This window comes from Corynebacterium sp. L4757, from assembly GCF_043673995.1.
Classification (GTDB): Bacteria; Actinomycetota; Actinomycetes; order Mycobacteriales; family Mycobacteriaceae; genus Corynebacterium.
Map to the genome: position 1 here is coordinate 1 of NZ_JBIMEN010000018.1, position 16,894 is coordinate 16,894.

Annotated in this window: 14 protein-coding genes and 2 tRNA genes; 6 read left to right on the forward strand and 10 right to left on the reverse strand. The window is 54.8% G+C overall.

From position 1 onward, the window contains the following. Positions 1 to 44 precede the first annotated feature (44 nt). Positions 45 to 1,388, reverse strand: a complete 1,344-nt coding sequence (locus ACG98I_RS12910) for an IS256 family transposase (RefSeq protein ID WP_394719581.1) — start codon at positions 1,386 to 1,388, stop codon at positions 45 to 47. A 287-nt stretch (positions 1,389 to 1,675) separates the two neighbouring features. On the opposite strand from ACG98I_RS12910, the gene ACG98I_RS12915 reads away from it, so the two are divergent. From ACG98I_RS12915 to ACG98I_RS12925, 3 genes are read left to right on the forward strand one after another with little or no spacing between them, the layout of a single operon-like run. Then, positions 1,676 to 2,620: a pyridoxal-phosphate dependent enzyme gene (locus tag ACG98I_RS12915; protein WP_394720990.1), complete on the forward strand. Its 945-nt coding sequence runs from the start codon at positions 1,676 to 1,678 to the stop codon at positions 2,618 to 2,620. Continuing rightward, a complete protein-coding gene (locus ACG98I_RS12920; protein WP_394720991.1) occupies positions 2,599 to 5,274 on the forward strand; it encodes an FAD/NAD(P)-binding protein in 2,676 nt (891 codons plus the stop codon). The genes ACG98I_RS12915 and ACG98I_RS12920 overlap by 22 nt, the downstream gene beginning before the upstream one ends. A gap of 54 nt (positions 5,275 to 5,328) precedes the next feature. Continuing rightward, entirely contained in the window at positions 5,329 to 6,207 is an 879-nt protein-coding gene (locus ACG98I_RS12925) for an SDR family oxidoreductase (RefSeq protein ID WP_066840158.1), read from the forward strand. Between the two features lie 14 nt (positions 6,208 to 6,221). On the opposite strand, the gene ACG98I_RS12930 is transcribed toward ACG98I_RS12925, so the two are convergent. The 6 genes from ACG98I_RS12930 to ACG98I_RS12955 all read right to left on the reverse strand — a co-directional run bounded on the left by ACG98I_RS12930 (position 6,222) and on the right by ACG98I_RS12955 (position 9,743). Beyond that, a complete protein-coding gene (locus tag ACG98I_RS12930) occupies positions 6,222 to 7,250 on the reverse strand; it encodes a cation transporter (protein WP_394720992.1) in 1,029 nt (342 codons plus the stop codon). Then, positions 7,247 to 7,717 carry a transporter substrate-binding domain-containing protein gene (locus ACG98I_RS12935; protein ID WP_394720993.1) on the reverse strand — a complete coding sequence of 157 codons (471 nt, stop codon included), beginning with the start codon at positions 7,715 to 7,717 and terminating at the stop codon, positions 7,247 to 7,249. The genes ACG98I_RS12930 and ACG98I_RS12935 overlap by 4 nt, the downstream gene beginning before the upstream one ends. A 556-nt stretch (positions 7,718 to 8,273) precedes the next feature. Beyond that, positions 8,274 to 8,364, reverse strand: a tRNA-Ser gene (locus ACG98I_RS12940). Positions 8,365 to 8,477: 113 nt separating this feature from the next. Next, positions 8,478 to 8,687, reverse strand: coding sequence for a CsbD family protein (locus ACG98I_RS12945; RefSeq protein WP_394720994.1), 210 nt, complete (start codon positions 8,685 to 8,687; stop codon positions 8,478 to 8,480). Between the two features lie 59 nt (positions 8,688 to 8,746). After that, positions 8,747 to 9,199: a nucleoside deaminase gene (locus tag ACG98I_RS12950; RefSeq protein ID WP_394721020.1), complete on the reverse strand. Its 453-nt coding sequence runs from the start codon at positions 9,197 to 9,199 to the stop codon at positions 8,747 to 8,749. Positions 9,200 to 9,248: 49 nt separating this feature from the next. Beyond that, positions 9,249 to 9,743 (reverse strand): tRNA adenosine deaminase-associated protein, encoded by a 495-nt coding sequence (locus ACG98I_RS12955; RefSeq protein WP_394720995.1) that lies wholly within the window; start codon positions 9,741 to 9,743, stop codon positions 9,249 to 9,251. A gap of 38 nt (positions 9,744 to 9,781) precedes the next feature. Between ACG98I_RS12955 and ACG98I_RS12960 the strand changes: the two genes are divergently transcribed. Beyond that, complete coding sequence (locus ACG98I_RS12960; RefSeq protein ID WP_394720996.1) at positions 9,782 to 10,798, forward strand: prephenate dehydrogenase; 1,017 nt, start codon at positions 9,782 to 9,784, stop codon at positions 10,796 to 10,798. A gap of 169 nt (positions 10,799 to 10,967) precedes the next feature. Here the strand turns inward: ACG98I_RS12960 and pdxS are convergent, their stop codons facing one another. Then, the gene (gene pdxS, locus ACG98I_RS12965; protein WP_394720998.1) at positions 10,968 to 11,891 is read right to left on the reverse strand and encodes a pyridoxal 5'-phosphate synthase lyase subunit PdxS; all 924 of its coding nucleotides are present in this window, start codon (positions 11,889 to 11,891) and stop codon (positions 10,968 to 10,970) included. An 88-nt stretch (positions 11,892 to 11,979) separates the two neighbouring features. Here pdxS and ACG98I_RS12970 point away from each other — a divergent pair, with 88 nt between their 5' ends. After that, the gene (locus tag ACG98I_RS12970) at positions 11,980 to 13,392 is read left to right on the forward strand and encodes a PLP-dependent aminotransferase family protein (protein ID WP_394720999.1); all 1,413 of its coding nucleotides are present in this window, start codon (positions 11,980 to 11,982) and stop codon (positions 13,390 to 13,392) included. 159 nt (positions 13,393 to 13,551) lie between these two features. Further along, positions 13,552 to 14,802, forward strand: a complete 1,251-nt coding sequence (locus ACG98I_RS12975; protein ID WP_394721000.1) for a DUF418 domain-containing protein — start codon at positions 13,552 to 13,554, stop codon at positions 14,800 to 14,802. A 144-nt stretch (positions 14,803 to 14,946) separates the two neighbouring features. On the opposite strand, the gene ACG98I_RS12980 is transcribed toward ACG98I_RS12975, so the two are convergent. Together ACG98I_RS12980 and ACG98I_RS12985 are read right to left on the reverse strand one after the other, a co-directional pair. Beyond that, positions 14,947 to 15,019: transfer RNA gene (locus ACG98I_RS12980), tRNA-Arg, on the reverse strand. 243 nt (positions 15,020 to 15,262) lie between these two features. Continuing rightward, positions 15,263 to 16,846 carry an SLC13 family permease gene (locus ACG98I_RS12985; protein ID WP_394721001.1) on the reverse strand — a complete coding sequence of 528 codons (1,584 nt, stop codon included), beginning with the start codon at positions 16,844 to 16,846 and terminating at the stop codon, positions 15,263 to 15,265. Between the last annotated feature and the right edge of the window lie 48 nt (positions 16,847 to 16,894).

Sequence of the window (16,894 nt, forward strand, 5' to 3'; positions counted from 1 at the left end):
GAGCGTGTCAAGTATTTTGTGTGTGGGGCTTTCGGTCTGAGTGTTTATAGGTAGTTCGTAAAGCGTTCGGGATAGGCCACGGCCATTTGGTTGATGGCTTGTTTCCAGTTGGTGACTTTCCTGCCTTCGATGAGTCTTCCGCTGGTCGCGGCGGCTTTTCGACCTTCTTTAGCTCGTTTGGCCGCGCGTTTATCTTCGATATTGCAGATCATCAACCACAGCGTCTTAATCGCGGAATCATCATTGGTAAACTGCACGCGGTTGCGAGTGGCTTTACGCAGCTCGTTATTCATCGACTCAATGGAATTAGTCGTATAGATGACCTTTCTGGCCATGGGTGGGAACTGCAGAAACGGCACGAACCGCTCCCACGCATCGGACCAGACTTTCACTGATTGCGGATATTTCTGGCCCAATTCTGATTCGGCGAATTCATCCAACGCTGCGCGCGCGGTTGACTCATCTGGGGCAGTGTAGACCTTCTTTAATGCCGCAGATACCGCCTTACGGTCGCCATAAGCCACCCACCGATTCGCAGCCCGAATCAGGTGCACGACACAGGTCTGCACCATCGAATCCGGCCAGGTCGCTTCGACAGCTTCCGGCAAACCCTTCAAACCATCGCAGCAGACGATGAACACGTCCTGGATACCGCGGCTAGCTAAGTTTGCGCATACATGTGCCCAAAAGGATGCGCCTTCTTCTTTCGCCAACCAGATGCCCAGGATGTGTTTGATACCGTCCATATCCACCCCGATGGCCAAATACGCGGACTTATTGACCACGCGCCCACCGTCACGGACTTTAATTCGTAGCGCATCAAGAAATATCACCGGGTAGAACTCGTCTAACTGCCGGTTCTGCCACATCATGACCTCATCTAAGACAGCATCCGTGACTGCTGAAACTGTCTCATGGGAGATATCAACTTTCATGGCTGTGGCCATATGATGCTGAATATCACGAACGGTCATACCCCCGGCATACAAACTGATGATCATGTCATCAACATCAGTCAGCCGCCGAGAGCCTTTCGGCACCATAGTAGGCAAAAACGTGCCTTCACGATCCCTAGGCACAGTGACATCAACCGGACCATAGTTCGAATCAACCTTTTTGACATAGGAACCATTGCGGTAATTATCGCCGCCACCGGCCGCTTTAGCCTCACGATCGCCTTTGGAATACCCCAGGTGAGCATCCATTTCCGCTTCCAGGCCGCGAGTGACCGAGGCCTGCAACAAGCCACGCACTAAATCATTAGCATCCGTTGCTGTTGAGCCGAGCTCGTCAATAAGCTTGGCTATCTCCGGGTTCGCCAGCAGCTTTTGCTCGATTGCTTTGATCTTCGCGGAATCTTCCGGGTCTCGTTTCGCCACAGAATCCATTATGGTTTATCTCCTTCATGTAAGGGAAACCCCTCACACACAAACCATTAGACACTCTCTGTTCTTTCATTACATTCGCCAGTTAAAGGCTCAATAAAACGCGGCCATCTCTCCGGAAACGCTGTGTGATCTCAACTCTCACCTTCAGTACTCTCAACGTGTGTAAGTCTCCTCAACTTCATCGAGACTTATGTGGACATGACCACTTGCGCTCAAGTCACGGAAGCACAGGTGCATATTCTTTTCCGGTGCTGATCCCGCGCTCATAAAACCGGTAGACTCAGCTCATGAACAATAGCTCCGGTCGCACAATAGCTGACGCTATCGGCAACACTCCGCTGGTTCGGCTCGATAGGCTTGCTCGCAATTGGAACTTCAACTTGTGGGCGAAACTCGAAGCTTACAATCCCGGGGGTAGCGCTAAAGACCGAACGGCTCACGCTATGGTCACTGCGAGCCAGTTAAAACCCGGCGACACTGTCGTCGAATCCAGTTCCGGCAATCTCGGTATCGCGCTGTCACGCGAAGCCGTGCTCGGGGACTGGACTTTCCACTGTGTCGTCGATCCACGCGCGAACCGCACCACCATCGCGCACATGAAAGCGCTTGGCACCGTAGTTCATCAAATCACCGAACCAGATCCTGATACTGGGGATTGGTTGGTTGCGCGTCGGGCCCGGGTAGCAGAGCTCCTTGCGCAGATGCCGGATGCCACGTGTCTAGATCAGTATTCCAATACAGCTGCCTTCGTAGCACACGACGAAGGCACGATGACAGAAATCGTTAACCAATTAGGGCACGCACCGGATCATCTACTGGTGGCAGTAAGCACCACGGGCACCATCGGCGGATGTCTACAACATGTAGCCGCTCACAGCTTAGACACCCAAGTCACTGCAGTGGATGCGGAAGGTTCAGTTCTTTTCGATGGACACCCCGGCACCCGCCATCTTCCGGGGTTTGGCGCAGGCATGGTACCAGAACTGTCCAAGAAAATTTCCCCGCACCGTGTCCTACGTATTGATGACCGCGCCTCCGTCGAAGCTGCCCGAAAACTGGTAAGAACTGAGGCCATCTTGCCCGGCGCGTCCGGAGGAGCTGTCATCGCCGCAGTGGAAAAGCTAAGTGCGGACATCCCGGCTGGCAGTGATGTTGTGGTTATCGTGCACGACGATGGAACGCGTTATATGGACACAATCTATAACGACGAATGGGTGGAGGAAAATCTGTAATGAAGGTGGCAATCATCGGTGGTGGACCCCGCGGCTTGTGGGCCGCCGAGGAACTACTTGAGCTTGCACGACAACGGTCAGCCGACGTGGATCTCCACGTATACGATGACGGGCGTGGGTTAGCTTATGATGTCACTCAGCCCGAAGAATGGCTGGTTAATGTTCGCTCATCTATCATCCGTACTCAGCTAGGAAAATTCGATGACTGGCTGCGTGATCGCGGTGTGGAAACGGAATATCCCCCTCGCCGGATGGTGGGTGAATTCCTCTCGGATTCTTGGGCTGCGTTGAAACAGCATCTTCCCCGGGGTTGCAAGCTAACAGAACACACCACCCACGTGGAAGAGCTTGCACCGGCTGCGGAGTCCAACGGCCGCTGGACTATCCACGGTGAGCGCTTCGATGAAGTCCTGCTTGCTACCGGTCACGCCTTGAGCTGGCCTGGGGCACTATCTCCCGCTAATATCCCTAAAAATGTTCGACTCATTTCTTCGCCTTATCCGGCAAGTAACTTGGAAAGTATCGGGCTTCAGGATCGGGTCTTGGTGCGTGGCGCAGCGCTGACTTTCATCGATATCACCCGCGCATGTCATCCGGCTGTGTTTATTCCTGTCACCCGTACTGGCCAGCTAATGACCGTTAAGCCCGATACCGCAGGCCTTGACCTGAGCGATATTTTGGACGCGGGGTCTAAGAAAATCCGCGAAGTAAAGGACTTGTCCGCCCTTCGAGCGGTGCTTGACGAGGTTTCCCAACAAGTTCAGCAGCACGCTGGCATAGACGATGATGCATGGGGGTTAGGCGTTGCTTGGCGCGACATGTATCCCAGCATTGTAGAACGTGCTTCTTACGAAGGTCGCGACAGTTTAGTTGGATTTGCAGAGTTAGCGCGTGAAATGGAACGGGTAGCATTTGGCCCACCGCCCGAAAGTGCTTCTTACCTCAACGATCTCGTCGAAAAAGGTACTGTCGATATTTCCCATTTGGGCCGCGGAGACGAACCCCTGGCAGACCTTGTCCGAGAGCTCGATATCACCGTGGTTATCGATGCTGTGATACCACCGCCTGGGGTTGTTCCTGGAACTTTAATTAGTCACCTGGTTGAGCAAGGCCACGCGCACATTCGTCCAGGGACGAGAGGATTAGATGTAGATCCTGACGGCACTGTCGTAGGGCAGCAGCATTTAGCTGCGGTAGGACGAATGACCGAAGACGTCGTGTTGGGAAACGACACGTTATCACGCACCCTGCACCGCATCATTCCACGCTGGGCTCAACGTGTGATCAACAGTGCGAGTACTACTCCCCGTCACGCTCATGGCATCCCACCGCTCACCGCTCGTATCGAGCCTTGGGCTCAAGAACTAGCGGCTGCTCCCGCTGCATGTCGCGACCTAGTGCGAGAGTTCGGAAGTCCCGTCAACGTCTTGCATGCAGGTGCTCTTCCTCGCAATATTGACGAACTGGTAAACGCCGGAAAGCAGATGGGTGTTGACACCCAGATTTTCTTTGCTCGCAAGGCTAATAAAGCACTGACTTTCGTCGACGCGGTGCGCGATGCAGGCCATGGCGTAGACGTAGCCAGCGAGCGTGAACTCACACAGGTTCTGGAACGTGGGGTAGCAGGTGAGCGTATCATCTTGTCCGCAGCGATTAAGCCAGATCGTCTCTTGCAGCTGGCTATTTCCAATGGTGTGGTTATCTCTGCAGATTCACGGGCCGAATTTGATCGAATTGCCGCTTTAGCTGGCGACCAAGCCGCCTTGGTTGCTCCACGTGTGGCTCCTGATCCTTCTTTGCTGCCGCCGACGCGCTTTGGTGAAAGATCTGCGCAGTGGGCGGAGCATCTCTCTGTTCCAACTCCTAGTGTCAATGTCGTCGGCTTGCATGTCCACCTCCATGGCTACGCCGCAGCAGATCGTGCTACGGCTCTTCGGGAGTGTTGCGAACTCATTGATACTCTGCGCGCGTGCGGGCATACTCCCCACTTCATTGATCTCGGCGGCGGCGTGCCGATGAGCTACATCGATTCCGCTGAGCAGTGGGCGCGCTACCAGGACGCACGCGCTGCTGTGCTGGATGGTTATGCCGACCCTTTCACATGGAAAGCTGATCCCCTCTCCAACACCTATCCTTTCCACCAATCCCCGATTCGTGGAGCGTGGTTGAAAGACGTACTCTCCGACGGTGTTGCGCAGATGCTCATCGACCGTGGGCTACGTCTGCACCTGGAACCTGGTCGAAGCTTGCTTGATGGGTGTGGACTCATCCTGACCGAAGTTGCCTTTGTGAAAACCCGCAGTGACGGTTTACCTCTGGTAGGTGTGGCTATGAACCGTACGCAGTGCCGGACGACATCCGACGATTACCTTATTGATCCACTACACATCACTGACAGTGATACCAACAATGTCGACGTCGACGGGGAAGAGCTCGAAGCGTATCTGGTGGGTGCTTATTGCATTGAAGATGAGCTAATTTTACGCCGACGCATTCGCTTCCCGCGCGGCGTTGCGCCCGGTGACATCATCGCTATTCCTAATACGGCGGGATATTTCATGCACATTCTAGAAAGCGCATCCCATCAAATCCCCCTAGCCACCAACGTCGTATGGCCGCAAGGCGAGAAAGACGCCATCGAAAATCTCCCCTAATGTCCCTATGCTGGAAGGTGGCCAAAGATTCGTTCGCGGAAAGAGGTAAACACAATGCCACAAGATCCACGCACGCTATATCCAACCGTTGACCCAGAAAAACAAACCCAACCGGAACCAGGCCTTGACGTTGAACTATCTCCACAAGCTGACGTCGGCCTCGACAGCTATAAAGGTAGCGGCAGGCTTCAAGGCCGCAAGGCTTTAATTACCGGAGGAGATTCCGGTATTGGCGCAGCCGTGGCGATCGCATACGCCCGCGAAGGCGCAGATGTCGCCATCGCATACCTTCCTGAAGAACAACCTGATGCCGACCGCGTCATCCAAGCTATTGAAGATGCGGGCCAGAAAGCGTTTGCTTTCCCTGGAGACCTGAAAGACGCTGAATACTGCCGCACGCTGGTAGAAAAAACCGTCGAGGCCCTCGGCGGCTTAGATATTTTGGTCAATAATGCTTCACGCCAGGTGTGGGCAGAAGGGCTGACAAATATCGACGACGATGAATTTGATAAAACCATGCAGGTCAATCTGTACGGAACTTTCCGCGTCACCAAAGCTGCGATTCCTCACCTGCAGCCAGGATCAGCCATCATCTTTACTTCTTCAGTCCAGGCCTACCAGCCTTCAGAAACACTGTTGGATTACGCCATGACTAAAGCCGCGATGAACAACCTATCGAAGGGATTGGCTACCAGTCTCATCGGTCAAGGTATTCGAGTAAACGCCGTGGCGCCAGGTCCATTCTGGACACCGTTGCAACCAAGCCATGGCCAGCCACAAGAAAAGATTGAGGGCTTTGGCCAGCACGCACCAATCGGACGCGCTGGGCACCCAGTAGAGCTCGCCGGTGCCTACGTATTCCTAGCTTCGGACGAAGCAAGCTACGTAGTCGGTGAAACCCTCGGCGTCACCGGTGGATCACCAACACCTTAAAGTCTGACAATTTATCAAGTACCGCTCTCGGATGATGCCTCGACTTGGGCTTCAGACGAGGGCGGCACTTGTTCTGCGTCTAGCTCTTCAACGACTGCTATGACCGTGTCTTGCAGTTTCCAGTCCAATTTTTCAATTCGCTTGTGCAAATCCGCAGTTTCTGCCGGGGACGGCACATAGCCCTCTACTGGGACAACAAACAATTCTGTATGGAAAATATGTCCCTGTTCGCGTACGCGTGCCCGGGCTTGTAAGACCCATGCGGTCTCCCGTGCGCGTTTTTCAACATCTGTGGTGAGCGGGTGTGCAGCTGAGTCATCGTAACGGGTGGCTTGTGCATCGCTCAGGCCAGTTACGGTTGCCCTAATGTTGGTAATTCCGTCTTTGACGATGGACACTGAAATTACGAATGCGGCAATAGAGTCAGCCCACCAGAAGCCAAGTCCAATCCCGAGTACGCCGATAATGGTGGCAGCTGCGGTTCCCCAGTCGGCTTTCGCCATATCCGCATCAGCATAAAGCAGTTTATCGTGTAATTCTTTAGCCAATCGGAGCTTGATTCGGCCGAGGATGACCATGGGGATAGCGGAGATGGCCATGACGACAATCATCAACCACCCCATCCAAATGTCCTGCCCGAAGAGGACAACCACTCCGATCGGGGGTTTTTCCTGCTTTATCAAAGCTGAAATCGATTCAAAGACCAGCAACCCGCCCATAACCAGCAGGGCCAGCGCTGCTGCTTGATGGCCAATCGCTATTGCACGATGATAGCCATAGGGTTGGCGCCGATTCGATGCTATTCGAACAACCCTGGATGCAATAAGAAATGCTAGTGGAGGAACCAGAGATAGCATGTCTTCCACCCACGCACTGCGCATCGCCTGGGACTGCCCAGCCACAGCACCGACCAATACGATCGTAACTATCACGAAACCAATGGTTACCCGTTCCATACGCACAGCTTTACGCATAGTCTCTTGCTGCTGCTCAGGAAGTCGATCGTGCCGCGGTCGCTTGAGTTTAGCCATTCCTAATTTCATGAAATCTCACCAAATTCCTCCGCTAAATAGCGCTCTAACGCAACCATGAGTTCGTTCTCGCCGAGCCTAGTTCCCATAACCATGCTTTCCCCATCTACTTTCGTATAAGGACGGGTGAGCGCCATATGAGTCGACCACGGAGAGGTAGAGGTTAACCCACCGATGACAATATCTAGTTGGTCTTCTTTGATTTTTCCGGCCAGCACGGACTCCGGGGCGCTGTACCATTCGACATCGGCGTCAATGCTTTCCGCGAATCCTTTAATCAGTTCCACTTCCGAACCTGAGTATTCCCCTTTGTCGGAGACTTCCGTCCACGGCTGATGTTCCGAAACCCCGACAACTAAGTCCCCTGTGCGCGCCCGATCAAGGGTCCCGATAGAGTCTGCTGGAATTGTCCCGCAGGCAGACAGAAACGAAACGCAGGCTGTAATTGAAGCCGCCCGCCACCAAATGAGTCGACTCATAACTTGCTCCTTCAATCGTCATAACGCAAACTACGTAAAGTAGACAGGTCAGACTGCCCAATCTTCGGCACATTATCTAGCATTTTTAAGAAGCCTGCTGTGCCCCAGTATATCGCGAACACCACGCCCTACAGCTCGATGACTGTTATGCCTCGCTCAAAGAAATACCGTTCGGGTAATTCGCAATAAATCCTATTTTCGGCGGACCGGCTGTCATGCCGCCCGGGCCACTTATTGGACTTCCGAACTGGAAAACACGGCGGCTAGAAGAGAACAGGTAGCAACACGGTGTGGTCGCTGGTGAAGCCTTAGAGCTGTGCATCGGGCTGTTCAGCTCGTGGCCAGAACCAGCGACAAGTTCTACGCGACTCTGTTATCACTACCGCTTTGCATGCGGCCGCCCATAGCCCAGTTCGAACGTCGAACCATTGTTAAATCACCTAGGCCAACCCAGCCGCGGACTGTGGACTTAGTGGTAGTAGTAAGAAAGCGCGAACCCCGGGGTCATCGCCTGAAATCGAGTTCAGACAATGCCCCGGGGTAGGCTTTGAAAATTTGGCGGTGGCGGAGGGATTTGAACCCTCGGTTGGGGGTTACCCAACACTCGCTTTCGAGGCGAGAACCTTCGGCCGCTCGGACACGCCACCGCGGTCAAGAATACTTGAGGCAGATCTGAGACACCAAATCGCCCCTGCTGGCAGCATGAAACTTAACTGCGCCGGCAGGGGCGATTGAAGGTATTAACGCAAAAGAAAGCTAATTACTTCTCGTCGTCCTTCTTGAAAGAGCCAAGAAACTCGTTGGCCTTATCCTTGACGGAATCAGCAGCATCAGACAGCTTTTCCTTAGCGTCAGAGATAACCTGATCTGCCTTGCCTTCGTTGGCAGTCTTCTCATCACCAGTAGCTTCGCCGTATGCTTCCTTGGCCTTGCCTACGAAATCGTCCTTCTTATTCTCAAAATCACCCATGGTGGGCCTCCCTTGGTTTATTGATGATCTATTACATACGCCATGGTACTGCTAAATTTTTATTTGTGACGTGAACTATTTTCACGAAGGCCCACAAAAAACTCACGTAGGAGCGATTGGCATTCTTCTTCCAGCACCCCGGCGCGCACTTCGGGGGCGTGCAAGGCACCTGGCGCGCGCAAAACGTCCACCAGCGAGCCACATGCGCCGGTCTTCGGCTCCCAGGCACCAAAGACTACTGATTTCACTCGCGCGGCCTGTGCTGCCCCGGCACACATCGCGCACGGCTCCAAGGTGACAACCAGTTCGCAGTCTTCTAAACGCCAGGCATCGGCAAGCACTGCTACCGCTTGCCTGATGGCTTCAACCTCCGCATGTGCGGTCGGATCGGCACGCTGCTCCCGGCGGTTAACGCCGGTGGCCAGCTCTTGGCCATCCGGGCTATAGATCACCGCACCGACGGGGATATCTCCCGCCGGCGTCGTGGCGGCCACCTCCAGAGCACGTCGCATGCGCTGCTCCGCCTGCAGGCGACCTTCGGACTGCGATAAACCCACCGTATTAGGAATTAATTTCTTCTTCGAGCTCATCCCCGAAGCCCAGCTCACCCGCAATGCGCAAAAGCATGTCAGAGGGATAATCCTCGTTATTATCCACGTAAGCAGCCAGCTGGTCTTCACTCACGCCTAAGTCCGCGAAGATCGCGAAATCACCGTCGGCATAACCATCCACATCATCGAGGTCTGCTGGATCAATATCCGGAATCTCACACCCAGCGGCTTCCAAAATGCCTGCGGCAAAGTCATCATCCACGGCCATTGTCGCATCAGAAATAAACCAGCGCGCTCCGCCCGGAACTGGACGAACAACAACAAAATAATCATCATCCACGCACAGCATGGCAAAAGCCGCGCCTTCCGCGCGCAGGCGACGCACCGCATTGGCGGCTAGTTGCGGGTCCTCAAAAGGATCATTAAAGCTGCGTACATGCCACATGCCTTCGTCTACTGCTACGGTGACGGCAAATGAGTAGCCCTCAAAGTCATCTTCACTCATATGCGTGAGATTAGTCGGTTTGTGCAAGAATTGTCACTGTGAGTTCAAAAGATGTATTTCGCCCTACCTGCATCATCGGTCTTGGCCTTATCGGTGGTTCCCTCCTTCGGGATGTCGCATCCCACGGCCAACCGGTTTATGGCTTCAACCGTTCAACCTCTGGCGCCCGCGCCGCCGTCAAGGAAGGCTTCGACGCCACCGATGATTTAGTGACAACGCTGCAGCGTGCGGCTGCCGATAACGCCTTGATCGTCATCGCCGTGCCCATGCACGCGGTGGCTAGCATCCTCGACGCTATTCAAGAACATGCCCCGAACTGTGGATTCACCGACGTGGTATCCGTGAAGTCTGAGGTCCTCCGCCTGGTGCGCGAGCGCAACTTGGAAGCACAATATGTTGGCTCCCACCCGATGGCTGGCACCGCTGATTCTGGCTGGAATCATTCCCACACCGGCTTGTTTAAGCGCGCCGCGTGGGCGATTGCTTTTGATTATGCGGTGGAAAATGACAATCCCGGCAAATTCTGGGTTGATCTCTTTTCCGATGTCACCAAGCTAATCCAGCTCGTGGGCGCTGAGGCCATTCCGGTACGCGTGACCAACCATGATGCCGCCGTTGCGCGCGTCTCCCACTTGCCACATGTCTTTGCTGAGACTCTCGCCGTGGTTGGCGACAATGGCGGCATTCTTGCCCAGTCGCTTGCTGCTGGCTCCTTCAAGGATGCCACCCGCGTCGCTGGCACCTCACCGGCGCTCGTGCGCCAGATGTGTGAAACCAATTCCGACGCACTGGTCGAGGCTCTAGATGAAGCCCTCAAGCTACTCACTGAAGCCCGCGATGCTCTCGCTGCCGACCCAGCCGATATCTCGCACTTGGCAGATGCCGGTTACCGCGCCCGCACCCGACTGGACGCCCGCTCCGGTGCGCACAAGAACTCTGTCTCCCCCGTCAAGATTTCTTCCCGCCCCGTGCTCCGCCTCAAGCCCGGCGCATATGGCTGGGTCTCCACCCTCAAGCAAGCCGAGTCCCTAGGCGGCCGCATCGAGGTTTTCTAACCCCTTCAAAGCTCACGTTCAGCGCTTGGTTTCTTTTGAGACCAAGCGCTTTTTCTGCCTTTTATCTCGATAACTAACTTGCCGGGTCGGGATTGCCCCAAAAATGCGAAAACCACACCATCACGATTTAGATCGTGAGAGGGTGTGGCTTGTATTTTAGGAGTTGTGCTTACCAGCCGCGCTCAGCAAGGCGGTGTGGTGCAGGAAGATCCGCGACATTGATGCCGACCATGGCCTCGCCTAGACCACGAGAAACATCGGCGATGACGGATGGATCATCAAAGTGAGTTGCAGCCTTGACGATTGCAGCAGCGCGGGCTTCGGGGTTGCCGGACTTGAAGATACCGGAGCCAACAAAGACACCTTCGGCGCCCATTTGGCGGACGAGGGCGGCATCGGCAGGCGTGGATACGCCACCAGCGACCAACATTGGCACTGGCAGCTTGCCGGTGGTGGCAACCTCACGCACCAAATCGTATGGCGCCTGGAATTCCTTGGCGGCGACGAAGAGCTCATCCTCGTCAAGAGTGCGCAGGCGGTTGATGTCGCCGCGGATGGTGCGTAGGTGACGCACGGCCTCAGAAACATCGCCGGTGCCGGCCTCGCCCTTGGAGCGGATCATCGCAGCGCCCTCAGTAACGCGGCGCAACGCCTCGCCCAGGTTCGTAGCGCCACAAACGAAAGGAATGTTGAACTTCCACTTATTGATGTGGTGTGCGAAGTCTGCGGGGCTGAGCACCTCAGATTCATCAACGAAGTCCACGCCCAGGGATTCCAAAACCTGCGCTTCGACGAAGTGGCCAATGCGCGCCTTTGCCATGACTGGGATGGAGACTGCGTTGACGATTCCCTCAATGAGGTCTGGGTCGCTCATGCGGGCAACACCGCCTTGCGCACGGATATCCGCAGGCACACGCTCCAACGCCATGACGGCGCTGGCACCGGATGCTTCAGCGATCTTGGCTTGTTCCGGCGTGACCACGTCCATGATGACGCCGCCGATGAACTGCTCCGCCAGGCCACGCTTGACAGGCGTTCCTGCGTGCTTCGGAATGCCGCCGTTCTGATTTTCTTCAATAAGTGTTTGTGTCATGAAGGACATCAAACTCTCAAAAGTGGTTTATGAACAGGTCCATACTTAACAAATTGCATTGGACCACTTTTAAAGCAATGATTGTCCTATGCGTTCTGATTTAGTCTCCGCGTTGCCGCTGGTCATTGACACCTCTTCGGCCACGCCCATCCCAACACAGCTGACAAATCAGATTCGTGAACTGGTTGCGGGAAGAATATTAAGCCCCGGTGACCATATTCCCAGCACCCGCGCACTAGCCAAACAACTGGGCATCTCGCGCGGCACCGTGGTGACGGCTTATGACCAATTAGCGGCTGAGGGATACCTGGTCACCACGCATGGCTCCGGCACCACAATTAACCCGCGCTTGCACCTGCTCAAACCCAAAGAATTAGGGACGAATGCAGCTCAAAGCACTCGACCACGCCAGCGCCCACGCACGGGTGCCCGGCAACTCAATATGGATCCTGGCGTGCCTGACACCTCCACCTTGATTGATTCCGCATGGCGGGCTTCCTGGCGCACTGCGGCCTCCAATCCGCCGATTCAAAGACCTACGCAAGGACTTGATGAACTGCGCATTGAGATTGCTGAGCACCTACGCCGGATGCGCGGGCTGATTACGGATCCTTCCCGGATTATTGTTACCGCCGGCGCCCGTGAGGGACTTGCGCTATTGCTGCGCACATTTCCAGGCCCGGCGCGCATTGGTGTGGAATCCCCTGGTTATCCGAGCCTGCGTCAAGTCCCGCAAGTTCTTGGGCACCACATCGTAGATTTGCCCACGGATTCTTCCGGGTTGGTGGTTGATAACCTGCCCACGAATCTTGATGCCGTTTTGGTCACGCCCAGCCACCAATATCCTTATGGCAGTTCGCTGCCCGCTGAGCGCCGCACCGAGCTCATCAACTGGGCTGAGCACACCAATACGCTGCTGATTGAAGATGACTTCGATTCTGAGCTGCGCTATGTCGGTATGCCGCTTCCGCCGTTGTCTTCCCTGGCGCCCGAAAGGACCGTATTGCTGGGCACGTTTTCCTCAGTACTGACCCCGCAGATTTCCTGCGGTTATCTCATTGCCGCACCTGCCTTAATGTCACAGCTTGCGGAGCTGCGCGGCGTACTTGGCCAACCGGTCAGCGCCATTACGCAGGCCGCCGTGGCGAATTACTTGAACACCGGGGCTTTGCGTCGGCGTACGCAACGCCTGCGGCGCGTGTACCGCCGTCGGAGAACAGAAGTCATCAATGCCTTTGAGCAGGTTCAAGGCGCAGAGCTTCGCCCCATCCATGGCGGTCTGCATGCAGTACTCATTTGCGATAAGCCTGCCGATGCCATCGTCGCCGAACTAGCTAACCGCAGCATTTCCGTCACCGCGCTTTCCCAATACTGGGGCGGCAGCAGCCTGGCCGAAAATGGCATCGTCTTTGGCTTCGGCTCCCACGATGATGACACCCTCGATTGGGCGCTCGCCGAGATTGCTGATGCAATAGATATCCCCACGAACCTCAAGAATTAAGCCTGAGGATTGCGGGGAAAGTACAGCTACTCGTCCGAGTCCGGATCTGAATCTAGTGGAGTTAGGTTATTGAAATCGACGCAGGTAGCGCTAGATCTACCACGAAGTTTATCGTCAGCACTCTTTAATTCTGTTGATAAAAGGAGTGGAATGGCTAGCATGACTTTCAATACTGCAATGCCTGCCGCGCATTCTGTTCGCGCTCCGCGCGAGCGAATCGCCTATCTTGATGCGGCACGCGCCTTGGCTATCATCGGCATGTTCTTGGCACATATCGCTATCTTTGCACCGCTTCCAGCGTCCCTCGAATTCCTTGTATCAGGACGTTCCGCGATCATGTTTGCGGTGCTCGCGGGTATATCAACCACGCTGATTGCGCGTAGCCATGCGGCTACTGAGCACCAACGCTTGGGCTATATCAATGCCTCCGGCTCCCGCGATCTGCTGATCCGCGCCATCATTTTATTCTTGATTGGTATCACGCTGCCGCTGATTAGCGTGGGCTCAATCGTCATCTTGAGCACTTACGCTGTGCTCTTCTTGTTGGCTATCCCCTTGCTTCGCTTATCCACTCGTGTCATCGCCATCCTGACGGCTCTCACAGCGGTCATCACCCCGTTGCTGTCTTTCTGGCTCCGCACCATCTGGCCAGATACAAGTGAGGAAATGGTCATTGGCGGCGTCCCCACCATTTTCAGTTTCACCAGCGTGCCAGACACCGTGCAGGCTTTGCGCCAATTGCTTTTCGATGGCATGTATCCCGTCCTGACCTGGATCCCCTTCCTGCTCGCGGGCATCGTGATTGGTCGATTAATCCTCGATTCCGCTTTCACTTCCCGCCTCGCTGCCATCTGGGGCGCGGCACTAGCCATCGTGGGCTATGGGATCAGCTTCTTACTCGTGACGTTTACCAATTACTTGTCTGAGCGCATCTCCGTGTTCCGCGGGATGGATCCTTCCCTTGCTGAAGCAACCGATGACCAGCTCATGGAACAATTCGGCACGATTGCCTATTCCGACTTTGGCGTCACCAGTATTAATGATCCCCGCAGCCTCATATTCGCTTCCAGCCACTCCGGTTCCATTACTGAAATCATCGGCGGTATCGGTTTCGTACTTCTGGTTCTGGCTCTGTTGTCACTGATCGAACGCTTCGCTGCGCCCGTGCTCGCGCCGTTTAGCACTCTCGGCAAGATGCCTCTGACCTACTATGTCGGCCACATCATTGGGTTCTTGGTGCTTGCGATATTTGGCTCAGGGCAGATTTCTATCTGGCTCGCGCTCGTCTACTTCATTGTCTTGCCCATGGCCTTCGCTGCTATTTGGTTCCGGTTATTCCGCCGCGGCCCACTGGAAGCACTAATCCACGGCGCAACCAAGCTCGCAGCCCCTAAGAAGCCAAAATCTTAGTCATCTTTTTCAGTCATTTCCCGAGGAGCAGGAAATAACTTCTCCCCCCTCCCACCTCGCATACTAGGCCGGGGAGGCTAAGGGAACAACGAAGAAACCCCAGTCAGATTGGCTTTTAGCCGTTCTAACTGGGGTTTTACACTGTGCGCCCGAAAGGATTCGAACCTCCAACCTTCTGATCCGTAGTCAGATGCTCTATCCGTTGAGCTACGGGCGCAGTCCATTGCCTGAAGCCTTTAAGGCGTTCCTTGCAACGTGGATTAACTATACTCACACTTTAGCAAACTGACAAAACGCCAGGTTATTATGTATTTTTCCGCGATTTTAACCGTTGTTCATCTACACTTTAAACAGCTCTTGGGCACGACGCTATTCCGAAAAGCGAAACAGTCCAGCCCTTCACCATGAAGGCAAAGGGCTGGACTGAATGACTTGTGATTTTACGTCGTGTGAACTGAGACTAAATCACGAGGCCGAAGACCGGGATAGCAACGAAGTACGCCGCGAGAGTGATGAGCACCAGCGCGATGAGGTTGAGCCAGACACCGCCCTTGATCATCTCGCCAATCTTGACGTAGCCGGAGCCGAACGCAATCGCGTTTGGTGGCGTTGCCACTGGCATCATAAACGCACAGGTTGCAGCCAGAGCGACTGGGATGGTCAGCAGCAGAACATTAGCTTCGCCGCCCTCAGTCAGGCCAATACCGACAGCCACACCGCCCATGATTGGGAGGAAGGTAGCGGCAGTTGCGGTATTAGAGGTGAACTCAGTAAGAATCAGGACCAACGCCGCCACAGCAGCCATCAATAGGAAGATAGGCAGGCTGCCCAGCCCCTTGGCTACCTCACCAATCCACAGCGACAGGCCGGAAGCGGTGAATGCTGCAGACAGGGACAGGCCACCACCGAAGAGCAAGAGAACGTCCCATGGCATCTCATTTGCGGTCTTCCAGTCCAATAGGCGCACACCGGTCTTGCGGTCAGCGGGCAAGGTGAACATCAAGACACCGGCGGCGATACCAACAATGGCGTCGTTATAAGGGATGTCCCACGCAAAGGCATCGATAAGCAATGGCAATGCCACCCATGTGGTTGCTGCCAGCAGGAAGATGATGCCTACCTGAATCTGCGGGCTAGTCCACTTGCCCAGCTTCCGAATTTCTTCATCAATGAGCTCTTTACCACCAGGAATGTGGTCCATCTCTGGCTTAAAAACAGTAATCAAAACAAGCCAAGCAATGACGGTAAAGACGAAGGCTATTGGCAGGCCCACGAGCATCCACTGGCCAAAACCAATCACGATGCCATGAGATTCACTCATATAACCAGCAAGCAGAGCGTTCGGTGGGGTACCAATCAAGGTACCCAAGGAACCAATGGATGCAGAATAGGCAATAGCCAACATCAAGGCGGTAGCGAACTTCTTCTGGTTCTTCATGCCGCCAACGGTTTCCGCGGTCAGCTGCAGTACGGAAATACCGATAGGCAGCATCACAACGGCGGTCGCCGTATTAGATACCCACATGGACATAAAGCCCGTTGCGATCATAAAGCCAAGAATCAGGCGCCTGGGCGAGGTACCCACGACCTTGACCACATACAACGCCAAACGGCGGTGCAGGTTCCACCGCTGCAGGCCCAAAGCCAGCAAAAAGCCACCCATGAACAGGAAGATTGTGGAAGACGCATAAGGCGCACCCACCGCAGAGAACTCCGCAACACCCGTTACCGGGAAAATCACGATTGGAATCAAAGCGGTAGCGGCCAAAGGAATGGCTTCAGTCATCCACCATGCACCCATGAGCACCGTGGTTGCGGCGACAATACGGAGGGACTGGTGAGAGTATTCAGCCTCTGGGTCAGCGCCGGTTGATTGCAAAACTGTTTCTACAGAATCGGAAGGAAAGAACGCGTAAACGAGCGCAGCGAGGATAAGGCCAACGAAGATACCGGTTACTTGGCGGCGCCACTCGGCTTTCTTTACACCCTGATCTTCCTCCCCTGCTGCCTCGTGCGTCGATTCTTTTGTCACTGGGGTCGACATATGATTGTGTGCTCCTAAAATGCTCGGGACACATTCCTGGAAACTAGG